The following is a 17,988-nucleotide window of genomic DNA, read 5'->3' on the forward strand; positions in this document are numbered from 1 at the left end:
CTCGTGACCATGAGCCATACCGTTGACACTGCCGTCAGCGCCGTCCGCACGTACATCGAGCAGCACCGCGCCGCCTTCCTCGACGACCTCGCCGAATGGCTGCGCATCCCGTCGGTGTCGGCGCAGCCCGACCACGCCTCCGACGTACGGCGCAGCGCGGACTGGCTCGCGGCCAAGCTCGAGGAGACCGGCTTCCCCACGGTCGAGGTCTGGCGGACGCCGGGCGCGCCGGCCGTCTACGCGGAGTGGCCGTCCGACGATCCGCAGGCTCCCACCGTCCTGGTCTACGGCCATCACGACGTGCAGCCCGCCGCCCGCGAGGACGGCTGGGACACCGACCCCTTCGAGCCCGTCGTCCGCGGGAACCGCCTGTACGCGCGGGGAGCGGCCGACGACAAGGGCCAGGTCTTCTTCCACACCCTCGGGGTCCGCGCCCATCTCGCCGCCACCGGCCGCCGGACCCCGGCCGTCGGCCTCAAGCTGCTGATCGAGGGCGAGGAGGAGTCCGGCTCGCCGAACTTCCGCGCCCTGGTCGAGGAGCAGGCCGAACGGCTCGCCGCGGATGCGGTGATCGTCTCCGACACCGGGATGTGGTCGGAGGACACCCCCACGGTGTGCACCGGCATGCGCGGCCTCGCCGAGTGCGAGATCCGGCTGTCCGGTCCCGACCAGGACATCCACTCGGGCTCGTTCGGCGGTGCCGTGCCCAACCCGGCCACCGCGGCCGCCCGCCTCGTGGCGGCCCTGCACGACGAGCACGCGCGCGTGGCCGTCCCCGGCTTCTACGACGGCATCGTCGAACTCACCGACCGCGAGCGCGAGCTCTTCGCCGAGCTGCCCTTCGACGAGGACCGGTGGCTGCGCACCGCCGGGTCGCGCGCCACCCACGGCGAGGCCGGACACACCACCCTGGAGCGCGTCTGGGCCCGCCCCACCGCCGAGGTCAACGGCATCGGCGGCGGCTACCAGGGCCCTGGCAGCAAGACGATCATTCCTTCCTCGGCCTTCGTGAAGCTGTCCTTCCGGCTGGTCGCCGGCCAGGACCCCGTGCAGGTGGAGAAGGCCGTCCGCGCCTGGACCGCCGAGCAGCTGCCCGCCGGCATCCGGCACGAGATCACGTTCAGCCCGGCCACGCGTCCGTGTCTGACCCCGCTGGACCACCCCGCCCTCCAGTCCGTGGTCCGCGCCATGAGCCGCGCCTTCGAAGGGCCCGTCCGCTTCACCCGGGAGGGCGGCTCGGGTCCCGCCGCCGACCTCCAGGAGGTCCTCGACGCCCCCGTGCTCTTCCTGGGCATCTCCGTGCCCTCGGACGGCTGGCACGCTCCGAACGAGAAGGTGGAGGTGGATCTCCTCCTGAAGGGCGTCGAGACCACCGCGTACCTCTGGGGCGACCTGGGGGAGAACTGGCGTCATGCGCCCTGACGCCTCCGCACGGTCCGGAGGGGACACGCGCGCGGGGCACACTGGAAGGACCGCCCCGCATCGCGAGACCGCACCGGGACCGGTCGTCCTCTGCCGTACGTCCCGCTGAACCGCCCGCCGCAACAACCGTTCCACCGGGGGAGTTGGAAGTACCCGTGACCACCTGGACCGACCAGAACGCCGATCGACCCATCTCGCTGACCGCGCCGAGCGGTGTCGACCGGGCCGCCCACCACCGGCTCGACGAGGCCTGGCTCGCCGCGGCGTGGAGCCACCCGACCACGCGTTGCTTCGTCGTCTCCGGCGGTCAGGTCCTCATCGACGAGACGTCCGAAGGCCACACCGAACTCGTCATGACCCCGTCGTTCGAGGCGCCCCTCACCGAGGCGCACCGCTACTTCCTGGGGACCGACGAGGACGGCGTCAGCTACTTCGCCCTCCAGAAGGACGCGCTCCCCGGCCGTATCGACCAGTCCGCGCGCTCGGCCGGGCTGCGCGAGGCCGGCCTGCTGCTGTCGCCGCGCGAGACGGGACTGATGGTCCACGCGGTGGCCCTGGAGAACTGGCAGCGCCTGCACCGCTTCTGCTCCCGCTGCGGCGAGCGGACGGTGATCGCCGCGGCCGGTCACATCCGCCGCTGCCCCGCCTGCGGTGCCGAGCACTACCCGCGTACCGACCCCGCGGTGATCATGGCCGTCACGGACGAGGAGGACCGCATCCTCCTCGGTCGCCAGGTCCACTGGCCCGAGGGCCGCTTCTCGACCCTCGCCGGCTTCGTCGAGCCCGGCGAGTCCATCGAGCAGTCCGTGCGCCGCGAGGTCTTCGAGGAGGTCGGCGTCACCGTCGGCCAGGTCGACTACATCGCCAGCCAGCCCTGGCCCTTCCCGTCCAGTCTCATGCTGGGCTTCATGGCCCGCGCCACGTCCCTCGACATCAACGTCGACGGCGACGAGATCCACGAGGCCCGCTGGTTCTCCCGCGACGAACTCGGCGCCGCCTTCGAGTCCGGCGAGGTGCTGCCCCCCTACGGCATCTCCATCGCGGCCCGCCTGATCGAGCTCTGGTACGGCAAGCCGCTGCCGACCCGCAGCTTCACCTGACCCACGACGCGAGAAGGGCGGCCCGTCCCGAGCTATCGGGGGGCCGCCCTTCTCGCGTACGCCTCGGCGCCGAAGCGCCGAACGCCGCTACGCGCCGATCTTCTGCTTCACCTGCGCCAGCGACGGGTTCGTCAGCGTGGAGCCGTCGGGGAACAGCACGGTCGGGACCGTCTGGTTTCCGCCGTTGGCCTTCTCCACGAACGCCGCGGACTCCGGGTCCTGCTCGATGTTGATCTCGGTGTATCCGATGCCCTCGCGGTCGAGCTGCTTCTTCAGCCGCTGGCAGTAGCCGCACCACGTGGTGCTGTACATCGTCACAGTGCCCAGCATGTCTTCTGTGCTCCTTCGGCGGGTCGGGGCAGGCGGTCCAGTGGAAGAACGTACGGGGAAGGGCCACCATTCCCGCCGGGTTTCTTCCCCCGAGGGTGACACTCGCCGCATTAGTACGACTGGGAGGGCCTGCCTGTGGACAACCGGCTCGCCCGTCTCCGCCGACCTGGCAGCATGGCCATGTGACAGCAGCAACGCACTCCCCCCTTTTCCCGCAGGTACCGGACTCGGCCGACGCGGTGCTCGAAGGGCTCGACCCCGAGCAGCGCGAGGTGGCCACCGCCCTGCACGGTCCGGTGTGCGTGCTGGCAGGGGCGGGCACGGGCAAGACCCGGGCGATCACCCACCGCATCGCCTACGGCGTGCGCGCCGGCATCCTGCACCCCTCGAGCGTGCTGGCCGTCACCTTCACCAACCGTGCCGCGGGGGAGATGCGGGGCCGGCTGCGCCAGCTCGGCGCGCAGGGCGTCCAGGCCCGCACGTTCCACTCCGCGGCTCTCCGGCAGCTTCAGTACTTCTGGCCGAAAGCGATCGGTGGCTCCCTGCCCCGGCTCGTCGACCGCAAGATCCAGCTCGTCGCCGACGCGGCGGCCGCGTGCCGCATCCGTCTCGACCGGGGCGAGCTGCGGGACACCACCGCGGAGATCGAGTGGTCCAAGGTCACCCAGACCGTCCCGGCCGACTACGCCCTGGCCGCCGCCAGGGCGGGCCGTGAGATCCCCCGCGACCCCGCCGAGATCGCCCAGCTCTACGCCGCCTACGAGGACCTCAAGCGGCAGCGCGGTGTCATCGACTTCGAGGACGTCCTGCTGCTGACCGTCGCCGTCCTCCAGGACCGGCAGGACATCGCCGAGCAGGTCCGCGCCCAGTACCAGCACTTCGTGGTCGACGAGTACCAGGACGTCAGCCCGCTCCAGCAGCGCCTGCTCGAGCTGTGGCTCGGCGAGCGGGACAACCTGTGCGTGGTCGGGGACGCCAGCCAGACGATCTACTCCTTCACCGGAGCCACCCCCGACCACCTCCTCGACTTCCGCGCCCGCCACCCCGGTGCCACCGTCGTCAAGCTGGTGCGCGACTACCGCTCCACGCCCCAGGTCGTCCACCTCGCCAACGGTCTGCTCTCCCAGGCCCGGGGCCGTGCCGCGGACCACCGCCTGGAGCTCGTCTCCCAGCGTGGTCCGGGGCCCGAGCCCGGCTACGCCGAGTACCCCGACGAGCCCGCCGAGGCCGAGGGCGCGGCCCGCCGGATCCGCGAGCTCCTCGACGCCGGCGTCCCGGCCGCGGAGATCGCCGTCCTGTTCCGCACCAACGCGCAGTCGGAGACGTACGAACAGGCCCTCGCCGATCGCGGCATCCCGTACCAGCTGCGCGGCGCGGAGCGCTTCTTCGACCGTCCCGAGGTCCGCAAGGCGGGGGTCGCGCTGCGCGGCGCGGCCCGCTTCGGCGGCAACGACAGCCTCCTCGAGGACGCGGTCGACCTGCCGTCGCAGGTACGTGCCGTTCTCTCGGGGGAGGGCTGGACCCCGCAGCCGCCGGCCGGCTCGGGAGCCGTCAGGGAACGCTGGGAGTCGCTGGCGGCCCTGGTGCACCTCGCGCAGGACTTCGCCGCCGCGCAGTCCGACGCCACCCTCGCCGACCTGGTCGCCGAGCTCGACGAACGGGCGAGCGCCCAGCACGCCCCGACCGTCCAGGGCGTCACCCTGGCCTCGCTGCACTCGGCCAAGGGCCTGGAGTGGGACGTCGTGTTCCTGGTCGGCGTCGCCGAGGGGATGATGCCGATCACCTACGCCAAGTCCGACGAGCAGATCGAGGAGGAGCGCCGCCTCCTCTACGTCGGGGTCACCCGGGCCCGGGAGCGCCTGTATGTCTCCTGGGCGCTCTCGCGCTCACCCGGTGGCCGTCCGAGCCGCCGTCCCAGCCGCTTCCTCGACGGCCTGCGTCCGGGGTCGGGCGCCACCGCCGGACGCGGCAGCGCGGGCGCCGGAGGCGCCGGGGGTATCGAGCGGGGCTTCACCGGTGCCGCGGTGGGCGCCCCCGTCGAGCGGCGCCGGACCCAGCGGGCCCCTGCCCGGTGCCGGGTCTGCGGGCGCACCCTGACCGACGCGGGCGAGATGAAGCTGATGCGCTGCGAGGAGTGTCCCTCCGACATGGACGAGGGGCTGTACGAACGCCTGCGCGACTGGCGAGCGGTCCAGGCGCAGCGGGCGGGGCAGCCCGCGTTCTGCGTCTTCACCGACAAGACGCTGATGGCGATCGCCGAGACCGTCCCCGAGGAGGAGGGTGAGCTCGCGCGGATCCCGGGGGTCGGCGTCCGCAAGCTCAACCGCTACGGAGCCGATGTCCTGGCCATCTGCGCAGGCCAAGACGTCGGAGGGGACGAGGAGGGGGACTGAGGGCGGACGGCCGGGCAACTGATCCGAACTCGTCGAAAAAATAGTTTGCGCATGCCCCGGCAATCCCCATAGGTTCTTAGACACGGGAACGGCGGCCTTCTCCAAGGCCCTGATTCCGTGCTGTACTTGCATACCCGACGGGCCGGATTCATCCCCGGTCCCCGAGACGCCGAGAGGAGGCGATCCCAGTGATCATCATCAACCGCAGCTCCACCGCCGCCAAACTGACCGATCCCTCGGTCGTCTCCACGTGCATCCTCGACGCCTCGATCCTGGGCACCGGTCTGTCCGGCATCCGTGCCGGCCGGCTGGCGTCCTCCTCCGTTGCCACCGCGGGTCTTCCCAGCCGCGAGCGCAATGAGCGACCGAGCGAGGCACTGGAAGCAGTAGGGGCGCAGGCGCATGCCTATGCCTTTGCGGCGGCCGGTGCCGGAGACCGGAAGCAGACGACGCAGCACCACCTGATGTGGGCCTTCCGTGGGCCAGAACCCTGGAGTGATCCAGCCTGATCGTCGATCAGGCCGGCGCCTTCAGGGCCGCGGAACCCACCCGGGATCCGCGGCCCTTCTGTTTTCCCCGAAACACGGGGACAGCGGAGCGAAGGGGCCTCGGGACAAGAAAAGAACCCGGTACCCAGCCGACACCCGGTCCTACAGGACCGGACCGACAGACGAGGAAAGACGAACCGTGCAACTCGAAGCGCACGCCCCGTCAGTACCGCCTTCCGAAACGATCCCCCCGCCCGGCCTCACGGAGGACTCCACCTTGACCCCGCTCACGGCGCTCACCGCGCTCGACGACGCCATCGAGAACCTCGGCGTGCCCGTCCCCTGCCGTTCCTACGACCCGGAGGTCTTCTTCGCCGAGTCGCCGGCCGACGTCGAGTACGCCAAGTCCCTCTGCCGCACCTGCCCGCTGATGGAGGCCTGCCTCGCCGGCGCCAAGGAGCGGCGCGAGCCCTGGGGTGTCTGGGGTGGCGAGCTGTTCGTCCAGGGTGTCGTCGTCGCCCGGAAGCGGCCGCGTGGCCGCCCGCGCAAGAACCCGGTCACGGCATGAACACCGCAGGAACGATCGACCGCCCCCTCACGCAAGACCCCAAGAAGCAGGCCCCGATGAAGCCGTTCACCAGCGAGCCCGCAGGCTCCGCGACCGAAGACATCACCACCACAGGCGCGTACGACTCGCGTCAGAACAGGACACGCGAGATGCAACTCATCCCAGAAGCCCTGGCTCGTGCGCATATGCACGACCGGCTGCACGAGGCCGAGCGGGAACGCCGGGCGCTGCGCCTGGCGACCGCTCGCCGGATGCAGCGCCGGGCGGAGCGCGCCTCGCTGCGTGCCCGCAGGGCTCTCGCCATGGCCGTGATGCAGTAATCACACACACCTGAAGCGGTGGCCTCCCGGCAAGAGAGGCGAAGCTCTCGCCGCGGGGGCCGGTCCGTCCGAACGGACCGGCCCCCGCGGTGCGTTGTGCGGACGGACCACCGCCACGGGGTTGTGGTCCCGAAGGTGACGAGTCCTTCTGGAGACGGTGACCGAGGCGGTTCCCCGGAAGAGCCCCGTCCGCTGGTGGGTGCCCGTTGCGGCGCCCGGGCGGAGGAGCCCCCGCCCGTCACCTGGACCTGCTCGGTTGAGCACGGCGTCCGGCGCTACCTCTGCGGGGCCTGCGTCCGCGAGAACCTCAGCGCGAGCGAAGGGCGACTGGACCCGCAGTGGTGGTGAATCGCGTCACAGGCCGGTGAGAAGGTGAGAAGCGGTCGGGAGCTCACGCCTCCGCGGCCGACTCCTCCGCCTCGAAGGCCTCCAGGACGTCCGCCGCGAGGAAGCCGGGCAACCACTCCTCCAGTTCCTCGCGCAGCCGCACCGTCGCGCCGAGCTGGCACAGCACGCCGATCGTGCTGAGCGTCACCCGGTGTATCAGCAGATAGGCCGGCGGCAGGTTGAGCTGCTTGCCCAACTGATGGGCGGGGGAGCGGGGGTCGGCGATCCGGGCCGCCTGGCTGCGCATCCAGCCGCGGCTGAAGGTGAACTCCTCCACCTGGGCCGGCTCGATGATCGGGAGGAGGTAGTCGAGGACGGCGTCGGGGTCCAGCTCGATCGAGTTCTTGACGAAGCCCTCCGTGCGCAGGAGTTCGTAGACCGCCTCCGCCTCACCGTCGAGGGTCATGCGCAGCGACTCGCCGATCGGGTCCGGCAGACCGCCCGGGAGCCGGTCCACCGTGCCGAAGTCCAGGACGCCCAGGCGCCAGTCGTCCTCGCCGTCCGGCCCGCCGGGCAGCAGGCGGAAGTTGCCGGGGTGCGGGTCGGCGTGGAGCAGGCCGGTGCGGGCCGGGCCGGAGAAGAGGAACCGGGACAGCAGCTGGCCCGCCCGGTCGCGCTGCTCCTGGGTGCCGTCGGTGATCACCTCGGACAGGGGCACACCGTCGATCCACTCGGTGACCAGGACCTGGTCGCACTGGTGGACCACCGCCGGGACCACCACATCGGGATCGTCGGCGAACTCCTCGGCGTGGGCCTGCTGGGCCTGCGCCTCCAGGCCGTAGTCGAGTTCCTCGGAGACCCGGTCCCTGAGCTCGGTGATCAGCGGCTTCACGTCCATGCCCGGGATGAGGGGGCCCAACAGGCGCGCGAAACGGCTGAGTTGGTTCAGGTCGGACAGCAGGGCCTCACCGGCTCCGGGGTACTGGACCTTGACCGCGACCTCCCGGCCGTCGTGCCACACCGCTCGGTGCACCTGGCCGATCGAGGCCGCCGCGGCCGGCTTGTCGTCGAACTCCAGGAACAGCTCGGGCCAGTCCTCGCCGAGCCGCTCCGCGAGCACCGAGTGCATCGTGCGGGTCGGCATCGGCGGCGCCGCGTCCTGGAGCTTGGTGAGGGCCGCGCGGTAGGGACCGGCGACCTCCTCGGGCAGGGCGGACTCGAAGACGGACATGGCCTGCCCGAACTTCATCGCACCCCCTTTCAGCTCGCCCAGCACCTTGAAGAGCTGTTCGGCGGTGCGCTGCTGCAGCTCGCGGCCGACGATCTCCGCGGACTCGCCCACGATCCGTTTGCCCAGGCCCCAGGTCGCCCGCCCGGCGAAGCCGAGCGGGAGCGCGGCGAGCTTGGCGGTCCGGGTGACCGCCTTCCGGGGAAGATCAGACATGCGCCCTCCAGGTCCCAGCCGGCCGCGCCGCGTCCGTTCTACGGCGAAACTCCTTCGAATGCTGCCCTGCCATTGTCGCGTGCGTTACCCGCTCCTCGGAGATGTGTTCCTGCTTACCTTTCTCCGCGGCCCCGCACGAGCATGCGGAATGGGGCCATACCGGTCGGGCATGCCACTGGAGGGCGGGGACGGAGACTTCCCAGCGGGCGCCCGTGCTCGACGGGGTCCGGCCGTCGAGGAAGGTGAGCGCGTGGGCGGCCGCCAGTCCGGCGACGGTCGTGGCCAGCGTCAGATCACAGGCGCGCGCCGCGCGCCTTCTCCCGGAGTGCCACTGGGCGACCAGCCGCGGCCAGGCCGGGTCCCGGTCGGTGCGCTCCTGGTGCAGACAGCCGGCGCAACCCGTCTCACCCGGCAGCACGAGCGGGCCGACCACGCCCGTCCCCTCCACGACCCCGGCGTAGAGATGCGGTGTGCCCGAGGCGATCAGGGGCTCCGCCGCCGAGGGAGCGGGCGCGTGCACGGACACGTCGTCCCGTGGAGCGATGATCACCAGGGCGAAGCCGGGGCTGTCCGGCTCGGCCGGTGTCCCCGGGCCCCTGCGGGGCGCGGGTCCCGGAGCGGCCCGGCGTACGGCGCGGCGGGCGGACTCGTCCCGACGCTCGCCGACAGCCTCGGCGGGCAGGCCGCCCGGTGCGACGTCCCCCGGCTCCACCCGGCCGCCGTCCCGCACGTCCACCTCGCCGACCCCGGCACCCGAGAGCAGCGCCGCCAGCACCGCACCGACCCGGCCCGCGCCCCGCACCTGGACCCGCAGCCGGCCTCGGACCGTCAGGTTCTCGATCGCGGCGCCCGGATCCGACGCGAGGAGGGACAGCGTGGCGAGGTCCGGGCGCAGCCGGTCCAGCACCTCTTTCCGCTCCCGCAGATCGGCGGCCTCCGGACCGCCGCCGCGCGCGTCGTCGAGCAGCCCCGCCCGCGCCAGCCGCTCCACCAGTCGGTCGACATGGCCGTCGGGCAGGTCCATGCGGCGGCCCTCCGCACGGAGCAGCGCCAGCCCGCGGGTGCCGTCCAGCAGGTCGAGGAAGGCGCCCGTCGCCGTGTCGACCGGGCCGAGTGTCAGCGCGTGCGCCGGTGTCATCCCGAACTGCACCGTGTTGAGGTCACGCCAGCCGCGCCGCAGCGCGGGCTTCACCATCGGATGCATCGAAGACCCCCGTATGCCTTATGCCTGGAAACTCCCCGTCACATCGGCGGAGCGGGAGCGTGGGGGTGTCCTCGCTCCGCCGACGAGTGCCAGCATGCCCGGGCCGGCTCGAGCGTGCCGAAAGTTGTCCACAGGCAGGGGCGTTCGTCGTACAAATGCGTCGTACGAGGCAAAAGTGGCCTGGTGGATGGGAACCCGACCGTCCCGGAGCCGGGACTTCCGCCGTGTGCAGCGGGTAACGTCGGGGCGTGTCCGCCGACCCATTGCACCGCGCCGGTACACCACAGCGCAGCACGACGAGCCAGCCGCCGAGCGGCCCACGGGCGAGCGCGATCGAGGTCCGCAGAAGCGCCCGTCGACGTCGGACGGTCTCCGCGTACCGCGAGGGCGATCGCACCATCGTGCTCATCCCTGCCCGGATGTCCGAGGCGGAGGAACAACGCTGGGTGAGTGTCATGCTCGACAAGCTCGCCGCCCAGGAGAGCCGGCGCGTTCCGGGCGACGCGGAGCTGGCCGAGCGCGCCGAGCGGCTGTCGGCCCAGTGCTTCGGCGGTCGGGCCCGGCCCGCCTCGGTCCGCTGGGTGACCAACCAGAACACCCGCTGGGGCTCGTGCACACCGGCCGAGGGCAGCATCCGCCTGTCGCACCGTCTGAAGGGCATGCCCGAGTACGTCATCGACTACGTCCTCGCCCACGAGCTCGCGCATCTGCTCGTGCCCGGTCACGGCGCCGACTTCTGGCGGCTGCTGGAGGCGTACCCGCGCACCGAGCGCGCGCGTGGCTACCTCGAGGGCGTCGTCGCGGCCGAACGGCTGCCCCACCTGCCCGCCGCGGGCGAGGAGTGACCTGCGGGGACGCGCTGAGCCCGTCCCTTGTCACGTGACGCCGGTTGTGTACCGGGTCTGTACCGACATCGTGCGTTGTCCGACTTTGCCGTTAGCCTGACGCGACGCATTTACCATCGGGATGGGGGACGGTCGTTACGCATGCCCAGGGAATTCCAGCGCGGCCACAAGGCCAGGATCAGTGACCTCACCGCGGGCACCGATCTGTACGTAGGCGTGCAGATCACCGCCCCCGGCCTGACCTTCGACATCAGCTGCTTCGGCCTCGACGCCGACGAGCGGCTCTCGGACGACCGGTACTTCATCTTCTTCAACCAGCCGAAGTCGCCCGAGGAGTCCGTTCAGCTCCTGGGCGCCCAGGCGGGCGACACGGAGTCCTTCCGCATCACCCTCGACCGGATTCCGCCGCAGATCCAGAAGCTGTCCTTCACGGCGACCCTCGACGGCGCCGGGCAGATGTCGCAGATCAACCCCGGTTATCTCCGCATCGTCGCGGGCGGCGAGGAAGTGGCCCGCTACGCGTTCAACGGCTCCGAGTTCTCCAGCGAGCGTGCCGTGATGCTGGGTGACTTCTACCTGAAGGACGTCTGGCGGTTCGCGGCCGTAGGACAGGGCTTCGACGGCGGTCTGGACGCGCTGCTGAAGAACTTCGGCGGCGAGGTCGCCGAGGAGGAGGCGCCCGCCGCGCCCCAGCAGCCGCTGGCCGGCGCCGCGTCTCCCGGCTTCGCCCCGCCGGCGTTCGGCGCACCGTCCGCGCCCGCCCCGGCGCAGCCGCAGCCCGTCGTGCAGGGCTTCGCGCCCCCGCCCGGCGCGACCCCGCCCCCCGCCCCGGCGCCCGCGCCCTCGGTGCACGCTGCGCCGACCATCATCGCGCCCCTGGCCCCGCCCGGCGGCCAGGTGCCGCCTCCCGCCCCGGCCCCGGCGCCCTACGGCCAGCCACCGCAGCCGTACGGCCAGGGCCCCGCGCCGACCGCGCCCATGCCCCCCGGCTACGGCCAGCAGCCCCAGGCACCGCAGGCGCCGCAGGCCCCGCCCGGCTACGGTCAGCCGCCGCAGCCGCCCGGTTACGGCCAGCAGCCTCCCTTCGGACAGGTCCCTGGCCAGCAGGGATACGGCGTGCCGCAGGGCGCGCCCCAGGGTGGCGCCGGCGTGGCCGCGGCGCTCCAGCAGTTCAAGGAGACGCCCACCGGACAGCGCTGGACGCAGCAGAACAGGAAGCTGGTCCGCGTCGATCTCGGAATGGGCGGCCAGCCCGTGCTCGCCCGTCAGGGCAGCATGGTCCTCTACCAGGGCAAGGTCGACTTCAGCTACAAGGGCGCCGGGTTCGCCGGTCGGATCGTCGGCAACGCAACCGGCCAGGAGATGCAGCTGATGCGCTGCACCGGCCAGGGACAGGTGTTCCTCGCCGAGAACTCCACGATGCTGCACCCCATCGAGCTCCAGGGTGACGGCATCTGTGTCTCCGCGGAGAACGTCCTCGCCTTCGACGAGAGCCTCCAGTACGAGGTCCGTCGCATCGAGGGGCACGGGATCCCCGGCGGCGCGCTGTTCACCATGCAGTTCACCGGCACCGGCACGATCGTCGTCAAGACGCACGGCACGCCCGTCGTGCTGCCGGTGACCCCCACCACGTTCGCCGACTGCAACGCCGTCGTCGCCTGGTCGTCCGCCGCCCAGGTGGTCGTCTCCAGCCAGGTCCGCATGCGCCGCAACGCCTACCCCGGCGACACCGGCGAGAGCGTGAACCTCCAGTTCCGGGGCGCTCCCGGCAACTTCATCGTCGTCCAGCCGTACGAGGTCTGAGGGAGCCCGTCATGAACCAGCCACTCGCGGGCTATGCCCCCGCACCCGTCACCGCCCGGATGGAGAACCACGGCAACCACATGCTGAAGGTCGCCCTCCAGACCGGGAACGACCTCCTCGCGCGCGTGGGCTCGATGGTCGCCTACGAGGGCTTCGTGCAGTACGAGCCCAATCCGCCGGCCGTGCGTCAGATCGCGCGCGACTGGATGACCGGCGAGGGCGCGCCCCTGATGAAATGCTCGGGCGACGGCCTGCTCTACCTCGCCGACTACGGTGCCAACGTCGTCGTGATCAACCTCAACGGTGACGGCATCTCCGTCAACGCCACCAACCTGCTCGCCTTCGACGCGCACCTCACCTGGGGCGTCGAGCGCGTCAAGGGACTCGCGAAGTTCGCCGGGCAGGGCCTGTGGAACACCAAGATCTCGGGGCAGGGCTGGGTCGCGCTGACCTCCCGGGGCAAGCCGATCGTCGTCGACTGCGGCGGCGGCGAGGACGAGACGTACGTCGACCCCGACGCGCTCGTCGCCTGGTCGCCGAACCTCAAGGTGAAGGGCAAGCGCAGCTTCAAGGCGCAGTCGCTCATCGGCCGGGGCAGCGGCGAGGCCTACCAGATGGCCTTCTCCGGCCAGGGCATCGTCGTCGTCCAGCCGAGTGAGGACAGCACCGACCGCCTCCGGGTCCGGGGCTGAGGGGGAGCCAGAAACGCCATGCAGAGCTCACTTTTCGCGCACAACGACTCGCAGACCCAGGAGCGCTGGAGTCTGCAGAACAAGCAGATGCTCCGGGTCGGCCTGGAGGGCCACGACGACATCCTCGCCCGCAAGGGCACGATGGTCGCCTACCAGGGCCTGATGGAGTTCGACGCCGAATACCAGAACAACCAGCAGGGACGCGCCCGTGCGCACACGGGCGAGGGCCTGGACCTGATGCGCTGTCACGGTCAGGGCACGGTCTATCTCGCCAACCTCGCCCAGCACGTGCATGTGATGGACGTGGAGCAGGACGGCCTCACCGTGGACAGCAGCTACGTCCTGGCCATGGACTCCTCGCTGCACCACGAGGTCATCGCCGTCGACAGCCTCTACGGCATCTCCGGCTCCGGGAAGTACCAGCTCAACATCACCGGCCGTGGCAAGGTCGCCCTGATGACCTCGGGCGCGCCGCTGATGATGCAGGTCACGCCCGACAAGTACGTCAACTGCGACGCCGACGCCATCGTCGCCTGGTCCACCGGGCTGCGCGTGCAGATGCAGGCCCAGACGCACTCCTCCGGAGTGTGGCGCCGGCGCGGCAACACCGGTGAGGGCTGGGAGCTCAGCTTCATGGGCACCGGCTACGCGCTCGTTCAGCCCAGCGAGCTGCTGCCGCCGCAGAACGCCCAGGTCGGCTCCGGGCTGGCCGCCCAGTACGGCATGGGGCAGCAGGGCGTACGGCAGCAGAACCAGGGCAACGCCTGGAGCTGACCGTCCGGAAAGCAGACGTAAGGGGCGGCCGCCCGGAGGCCGCCCCTTACTCGTCTCGGCTCACCGCCGCGCGTGCCGGACGGGCCTCTCGGCTCACCGCCGCGCGTGCCGGACCGGCCTCTCGGCTCACAGCCGCGCGTGCCGGACCGGCCTCTCGGCTCACCGCCGTCCGTGCCGGACCGGCCTCTCGGCTCACCGCCGTCCGTGCCGGACGGGCCTCTCGGCCCACCGCCGTCCGTGCCGGACCGGCCTCTCGGCTCACAGCCTCGCGCGGGTCGCTTCCAGCAGCCGTACGACCGACTCGTCGGCGACGCCCGCCACCTCGTCGTAGGCGAACCAGCGCAGGTCGAGGGATTCGTCGCTGATGGCCTCCACGGCCCCGGCCGGAGCGAGCGCCGCGTACTGGACGTCGTAGTGCCATGCGCACGGCGTGTGATGCCGGTCCAGGCGCACGGGGCCGCCGGGGAGCAGGGTGAGGCCGCCGATGCCGGACTCCTCGGTCGCCTCGCGCAGTGCGGCGGCCCGCACGGTGTCGTCGGCCGGCTCGCAGTGGCCTCCCATCTGGAGCCACATCCGGATCTTCTTGTGCAGGGTCAGCAGCACCCGGCCCCGCTCCGGGTCGATCACCAGCGCGCTTGCCGTGATGTGCCCGTCGCCGCAGGCCTTCCACATGCCGTCCGGGTGCGCCTCGAGATGGTCCAGGTAGGACCGGCACAGCTCTTGCTGGCCCTCGTACCCCTTCAGGACGAGGACCGCGTCGTCGTACAGGCTCACTCGGTGTCGTCGTCCTCCGAGTCGGTCCCGTCGTCGTCCTTCTTCAGGTTCGGCCTGTCACCGGAGCCCGCGCCGGAGCCGCCGCTCGCCGCTTCGCCGAGCATCTTGTCCAGCTCGGAGAAGTCCATCTGCTCGCGATGCACGAAGCCGTCCGGGTCGTCCAGGTCGGAGGCAGTGGGCAGCATGTCCGGGTGGGCCCACAATGCGTCACGGCCGTCGACCCCGCGCGCGTCCGTGAGGGAAGCCCACAGGCGGGAGGCGTCCCGCAGGCGGCGCGGACGCAGCTCCAGGCCGATCAGCGTCGCGAACGTCTGCTCCGCCGGACCGCCCGAGGCGCGACGGCGGCGCAGCGTCTCGCGCAGGGCGTCCGCGGACGCCAGACGCGGTTTGGCGGCCGCGTGCACCACCGCGTCCACCCAGCCCTCCACGAGCGCCAGGGCCGTCTCCAGACGGGCCAGGGCGGCCTTCTGCGCCGGGGTGTCCTCCGGCTGGAACATGCCCTGCTGGAGCGCGTCCTGCAACTGCTCCGGGTTCTGCGGGTCGAACTGGCCGACGACGTCCTCGAGCTTGGCCGTGTCGACCTTGATCCCGCGCGCGTAGCCCTCGACCGCGCCGAACAGGTGCGAGCGCAGCCACGGCACATGCGCGAACAGGCGCTGGTGGGCGGCCTCGCGCAGCGCGAGGTAGAGCCGCACCTCGTCCTTCGTCACGCCGAGGTCCTTGCCGAACGCGTCGATGTTGACCGGCAGCAGCGCGGCACGCCCGGCCGGACCGAGCGGCAGCCCGATGTCGGTCGAGCCGACGACCTCACCCGCGAGCACGCCCACGGCCTGGCCGATCTGCGAGCCGAACATCGCGCCGCCCATCGAGCGCATCATGCCGATGAGCGGGCCGGCCATGGCCTGCATCTCCTCCGGCAGGACATCGCCCATGGCCGCGCCGACGCGCTCGGCGACCGGGTCGACGAGCTCCTTCCACGCGGGCAGGGTCGCCTCGACCCACTCCGCGCGGGACCACGCGACCGCCGTGCCCGCGCCGGACGGCAAGGACGTCGCGTCGTCCAGCCAGAGGTCGGCCAGGCGGACGGCTTCTTGGACCGCGGTGCGCTCGGAGGGTCCGACGCTGGCGTCCTTGACGCCGTCGGCGGTGCCCTGGGCGACCGTCTGGCGGGCGATCTGCTTGGCCATGTCCCAGTTCACCGGTCCGCCCTCGTACGAGAGCATCTGGCCCAGCTGCTGGAAGGCGGCTCCCAGGTCGTTGGGGTTCAGCGAACCGAACATCGCGGCGAGCGGGTTGTCCGCACCGGGGGCGCCAAAGCCTCCGGCACCGGGCAGCCCGCCGAAACCGAACGGGTTGGCCGGTCCCTGACCACCGCCGCTCTGCGGGCCCTTCTTGCCCTCGTCGCCGTCTTCCGGCTCCTCCGGCGGAAGGCCGAATCCGAATGGGGTGTCACTCACGGGGTTCCTCGGCTGGTAAGGCCACCGGTTTCTCGGCCGGCGGCGACTGCCCTGCAACACCACCCAGCGTAGACACCCCGGCTCGATCGGGCCTCGGTGCTTCGCCGACTCCTGGCCTGCGGCAGGATGGATGCCACCTGGTACGTACGCTTCACTCGCGCCCGTATGCCAAGACAACCGCTGGAGACACCTGGTGAGTTCCCCAGATCCGCAGGTTCGCGCAGCGCGAAACCACTCGACCCCGGCCGGCGCGCGCGGGCCCGTCGTCGCCGTGACCGGCGCCGCGACCGGGATCGGCGCGCTGCTCACGGAGCGGCTCGCCGCGTCGCAGGAGATCAAACAGGTCGTCGCCATCGACGAGCGGCGGGGCGAATGCGACGCGGCACAGTGGCACATCCTCGACGTCCGGGACCCGGCGATCGCCGACAAGCTGCGCGGCGCGGACGTCGTGGTCCACCTCGCGCTCGACCTCGACCTGGGGAGTGACGCCGCCGCCCGGACGGCCTACAACGTGCGCGGCACGCAGACCGTGCTGACGGCCGCCGCGGCGGCCGGGGTGCACCGGGTGGTGCTGTGCACCTCCGCGATGGTCTACGGCGCGCTCGAGGACAACGAGCTGCCGCTCTCGGAGGAGGCGGAGCTGCGGGCCACGGCGGAGGCGACCGGCGTGGGGGATCTCCTGGAGATCGAACGTCTGGCCCGGCGTGCGCCCCGGGCGCATCCGGGGCTCAACGTCACCGTGGTGCGGCCCGCGGTGCTGGTCGGCGGTACGGACACCGCGCTGACGCGGTACTTCGAGTCGCCGCGCCTGCTGGTCGTCGCCGGGTCGCGGCCGGCCTGGCAGTTCTGCCATGTCGAGGACCTGGTGAGCGCCCTGGAGTACGCCGTCCTGGAGAAGGTCGACGGCGAGCTGGCCGTCGGCTGCGACGGATGGCTGGAGCAGGAGGAGGTCGAGGAGCTCAGCGGGATCCGGCGCATGGAGCTGCCGTCGGCGGTCGCGCTCGGGGCCGCCGCCCGGCTGCACCGGATCGGGCTGACGCCGTCGCCGGCCGGGGACCTCGCGTACACGATGTACCCCTGGGTGGTGAGCGGGAGCCGGCTGCACGACGCGGGGTGGCGGCCGCGGTGGACCAATGAGGACGTTCTCGCGGAGCTGCTGGCGGAGGTGGCCGGGCGGCACACCGTCGTCGGTCGGCGGCTCGGGCGCAAGGACGCCACGGCTGCGGGCGCGGCCGGGGCGACGGTCGCCCTCCTGGGTGCGGCGGCTGTGGTGCGGCGGGCCCGCAAGGCTCGGCGCCGATGAGCGCGGGGGCGCGCGGCCGGGTTCTCCGCCCCCGCCGCCCCTTCCCTCCCCGTCCCTGGGAAGGGGCGCTGAATTGGGCCGCCGGGTCCCCGTTCGGCCCTGAACGAGCCGTGTTCACGGATTGCCTCGAACTCCACTCAGACTTCCCCCGGAGGGGGCGCCCTCGGACGGGCCGTTTTGGAGGTCGCTCCAAAGGGGCACACGTGCGTGCCGGGTGATTACGGTATTTCGCCTGCTTCCCGGGGTGCGGCACGATGGGGGTATGGCAGCCATCGACGACCATCCCGGCGAGCACGCGGCGCAGGATCCCATCAAGCTCATCGCCGTTCGCGACAGCCCGCTCTCCCTCGACGAGGTCTTCAAGGCCGTCGGGGACGACGCGGCGGGCGGAACCGCCCTGTTCGTCGGCACGGTGCGCAACCACGACGGAGGCGCCGACGTCGACTCCCTCGGCTACTCCAGCCACCCCGGCGCGGAGGCGGAGATGCGCCGGATCGCGGAGAAGGTCGTCGCCGAGTACCCCGTGCGGGCGCTGGCCGCGGTGCACCGGGTCGGGGACCTCGGAGTCGGGGACCTCGCCGTCGTGGTCGCCGTCTCGTGCCCGCACCGCGGGGAGGCCTTCGAGGCCTGCCGGAAGCTGATCGACGATCTCAAGCACGAAGTGCCCATCTGGAAACACCAGACGTTCTCGGACGGTACCGACGAATGGGTCGGCGCCTGCTGAATCGCTTCCGGTTGCGTAAC

General features: G+C 71.8%; 17 protein-coding genes. 12 read left to right on the plus strand and 5 right to left on the minus strand.

Translation table 11 applies throughout. The annotated features are described in order from the left end of the window. The first annotated feature begins 9 nt into the window (after nucleotides 1–9). Nucleotides 10–1,422, plus strand: coding sequence for a dipeptidase (locus QF030_RS27540; protein WP_307165291.1), 1,413 nt, complete (start codon nucleotides 10–12; stop codon nucleotides 1,420–1,422). Between the two features lie 155 nt (nucleotides 1,423–1,577). Continuing rightward, on the plus strand, nucleotides 1,578–2,522 hold the full coding sequence (gene nudC / locus QF030_RS27545; RefSeq protein WP_307165292.1) for an NAD(+) diphosphatase: 945 nt from the start codon (nucleotides 1,578–1,580) through the stop codon (nucleotides 2,520–2,522). Between the two features lie 87 nt (nucleotides 2,523–2,609). On the opposite strand, the gene QF030_RS27550 is transcribed toward nudC, so the two are convergent. Then, on the minus strand, nucleotides 2,610–2,852 hold the full coding sequence (locus tag QF030_RS27550; protein ID WP_057603310.1) for a mycoredoxin: 243 nt from the start codon (nucleotides 2,850–2,852) through the stop codon (nucleotides 2,610–2,612). 182 nt (nucleotides 2,853–3,034) lie between these two features. Here QF030_RS27550 and QF030_RS27555 point away from each other — a divergent pair, with 182 nt between their 5' ends. From QF030_RS27555 to QF030_RS27570, 4 genes are all read left to right on the plus strand, one after another. Beyond that, complete coding sequence (locus QF030_RS27555) at nucleotides 3,035–5,245, plus strand: ATP-dependent DNA helicase UvrD2 (protein WP_307165293.1); 2,211 nt, start codon at nucleotides 3,035–3,037, stop codon at nucleotides 5,243–5,245. Nucleotides 5,246–5,433: 188 nt separating this feature from the next. Continuing rightward, nucleotides 5,434–5,754 (plus strand): hypothetical protein, encoded by a 321-nt coding sequence (locus QF030_RS27560; RefSeq protein ID WP_307165294.1) that lies wholly within the window; start codon nucleotides 5,434–5,436, stop codon nucleotides 5,752–5,754. A gap of 178 nt (nucleotides 5,755–5,932) precedes the next feature. Next, nucleotides 5,933–6,301 (plus strand): WhiB family transcriptional regulator, encoded by a 369-nt coding sequence (locus QF030_RS27565; RefSeq protein WP_005480495.1) that lies wholly within the window; start codon nucleotides 5,933–5,935, stop codon nucleotides 6,299–6,301. After that, on the plus strand, nucleotides 6,298–6,621 hold the full coding sequence (locus QF030_RS27570) for a hypothetical protein (protein ID WP_307165295.1): 324 nt from the start codon (nucleotides 6,298–6,300) through the stop codon (nucleotides 6,619–6,621). The genes QF030_RS27565 and QF030_RS27570 overlap by 4 nt, the downstream gene beginning before the upstream one ends. Before the next feature lie 391 nt (nucleotides 6,622–7,012). Here the strand turns inward: QF030_RS27570 and QF030_RS27575 are convergent, their stop codons facing one another. Beyond that, nucleotides 7,013–8,392 carry an ABC1 kinase family protein gene (locus QF030_RS27575; RefSeq protein WP_307165296.1) on the minus strand — a complete coding sequence of 460 codons (1,380 nt, stop codon included), beginning with the start codon at nucleotides 8,390–8,392 and terminating at the stop codon, nucleotides 7,013–7,015. After that, complete coding sequence (locus QF030_RS27580) at nucleotides 8,385–9,596, minus strand: TOMM precursor leader peptide-binding protein (protein WP_307165297.1); 1,212 nt, start codon at nucleotides 9,594–9,596, stop codon at nucleotides 8,385–8,387. Before QF030_RS27580 ends, QF030_RS27575 begins: the two co-directional genes overlap by 8 nt. A 248-nt stretch (nucleotides 9,597–9,844) precedes the next feature. Here QF030_RS27580 and QF030_RS27585 point away from each other — a divergent pair, with 248 nt between their 5' ends. The 4 genes from QF030_RS27585 (at nucleotide 9,845) to QF030_RS27600 (ending at nucleotide 13,710) form a co-directional block, all read left to right on the plus strand. Beyond that, nucleotides 9,845–10,441: a M48 metallopeptidase family protein gene (locus QF030_RS27585; RefSeq protein WP_307165298.1), complete on the plus strand. Its 597-nt coding sequence runs from the start codon at nucleotides 9,845–9,847 to the stop codon at nucleotides 10,439–10,441. A gap of 141 nt (nucleotides 10,442–10,582) precedes the next feature. Continuing rightward, on the plus strand, nucleotides 10,583–12,244 hold the full coding sequence (locus tag QF030_RS27590) for a TerD family protein (protein WP_307165299.1): 1,662 nt from the start codon (nucleotides 10,583–10,585) through the stop codon (nucleotides 12,242–12,244). An 11-nt stretch (nucleotides 12,245–12,255) separates the two neighbouring features. Beyond that, entirely contained in the window at nucleotides 12,256–12,936 is a 681-nt protein-coding gene (locus tag QF030_RS27595; protein ID WP_020130800.1) for an AIM24 family protein, read from the plus strand. 18 nt (nucleotides 12,937–12,954) lie between these two features. Next, the gene (locus tag QF030_RS27600; protein ID WP_307165300.1) at nucleotides 12,955–13,710 is read left to right on the plus strand and encodes an AIM24 family protein; all 756 of its coding nucleotides are present in this window, start codon (nucleotides 12,955–12,957) and stop codon (nucleotides 13,708–13,710) included. Between the two features lie 258 nt (nucleotides 13,711–13,968). On the opposite strand, the gene QF030_RS27605 is transcribed toward QF030_RS27600, so the two are convergent. Then, a complete protein-coding gene (locus tag QF030_RS27605; RefSeq protein ID WP_307165301.1) occupies nucleotides 13,969–14,484 on the minus strand; it encodes an NUDIX hydrolase in 516 nt (171 codons plus the stop codon). Further along, nucleotides 14,481–15,941 carry a zinc-dependent metalloprotease gene (locus QF030_RS27610; RefSeq protein WP_307165302.1) on the minus strand — a complete coding sequence of 487 codons (1,461 nt, stop codon included), beginning with the start codon at nucleotides 15,939–15,941 and terminating at the stop codon, nucleotides 14,481–14,483. The genes QF030_RS27605 and QF030_RS27610 overlap by 4 nt, the downstream gene beginning before the upstream one ends. Nucleotides 15,942–16,134: 193 nt before the next feature. Between QF030_RS27610 and QF030_RS27615 the strand changes: the two genes are divergently transcribed. Together QF030_RS27615 and QF030_RS27620 are read left to right on the plus strand one after the other, a co-directional pair. After that, nucleotides 16,135–17,244, plus strand: coding sequence for an SDR family oxidoreductase (locus QF030_RS27615; RefSeq protein WP_307165303.1), 1,110 nt, complete (start codon nucleotides 16,135–16,137; stop codon nucleotides 17,242–17,244). A 262-nt stretch (nucleotides 17,245–17,506) separates the two neighbouring features. Then, nucleotides 17,507–17,968: a molybdenum cofactor biosynthesis protein MoaE gene (locus QF030_RS27620; RefSeq protein WP_307165304.1), complete on the plus strand. Its 462-nt coding sequence runs from the start codon at nucleotides 17,507–17,509 to the stop codon at nucleotides 17,966–17,968. Nucleotides 17,969–17,988 lie beyond the last annotated feature (20 nt).

It is taken from the genome of Streptomyces rishiriensis (assembly GCF_030815485.1).
In the GTDB taxonomy this organism is placed as follows: Bacteria; Actinomycetota; Actinomycetes; order Streptomycetales; family Streptomycetaceae; genus Streptomyces; species Streptomyces rishiriensis_A.

What these genes read in the sequence shown, in the direction of transcription:
- QF030_RS27595 (WP_020130800.1), top strand. Translation starts at nt 12,256, where the DNA reads ATGAACCAGCCACTCGCGGGCTATGCCCCCGCACCCGTCACCGCCCGG.
- QF030_RS27590 (WP_307165299.1), top strand. Translation starts at nt 10,583, where the DNA reads ATGCCCAGGGAATTCCAGCGCGGCCACAAGGCCAGGATCAGTGACCTC.
- QF030_RS27620 (WP_307165304.1), top strand. Translation starts at nt 17,507, where the DNA reads ATGGCAGCCATCGACGACCATCCCGGCGAGCACGCGGCGCAGGATCCC.
- QF030_RS27580 (WP_307165297.1), bottom strand. Translation starts at nt 9,596, where the DNA reads ATGCATCCGATGGTGAAGCCCGCGCTGCGGCGCGGCTGGCGTGACCTC.
- QF030_RS27570 (WP_307165295.1), top strand. Translation starts at nt 6,298, where the DNA reads ATGAACACCGCAGGAACGATCGACCGCCCCCTCACGCAAGACCCCAAG.
- QF030_RS27575 (WP_307165296.1), bottom strand. Translation starts at nt 8,392, where the DNA reads ATGTCTGATCTTCCCCGGAAGGCGGTCACCCGGACCGCCAAGCTCGCC.
- QF030_RS27600 (WP_307165300.1), top strand. Translation starts at nt 12,955, where the DNA reads ATGCAGAGCTCACTTTTCGCGCACAACGACTCGCAGACCCAGGAGCGC.
- QF030_RS27550 (WP_057603310.1), bottom strand. Translation starts at nt 2,852, where the DNA reads ATGCTGGGCACTGTGACGATGTACAGCACCACGTGGTGCGGCTACTGC.
- QF030_RS27540 (WP_307165291.1), top strand. Translation starts at nt 10, where the DNA reads ATGAGCCATACCGTTGACACTGCCGTCAGCGCCGTCCGCACGTACATC.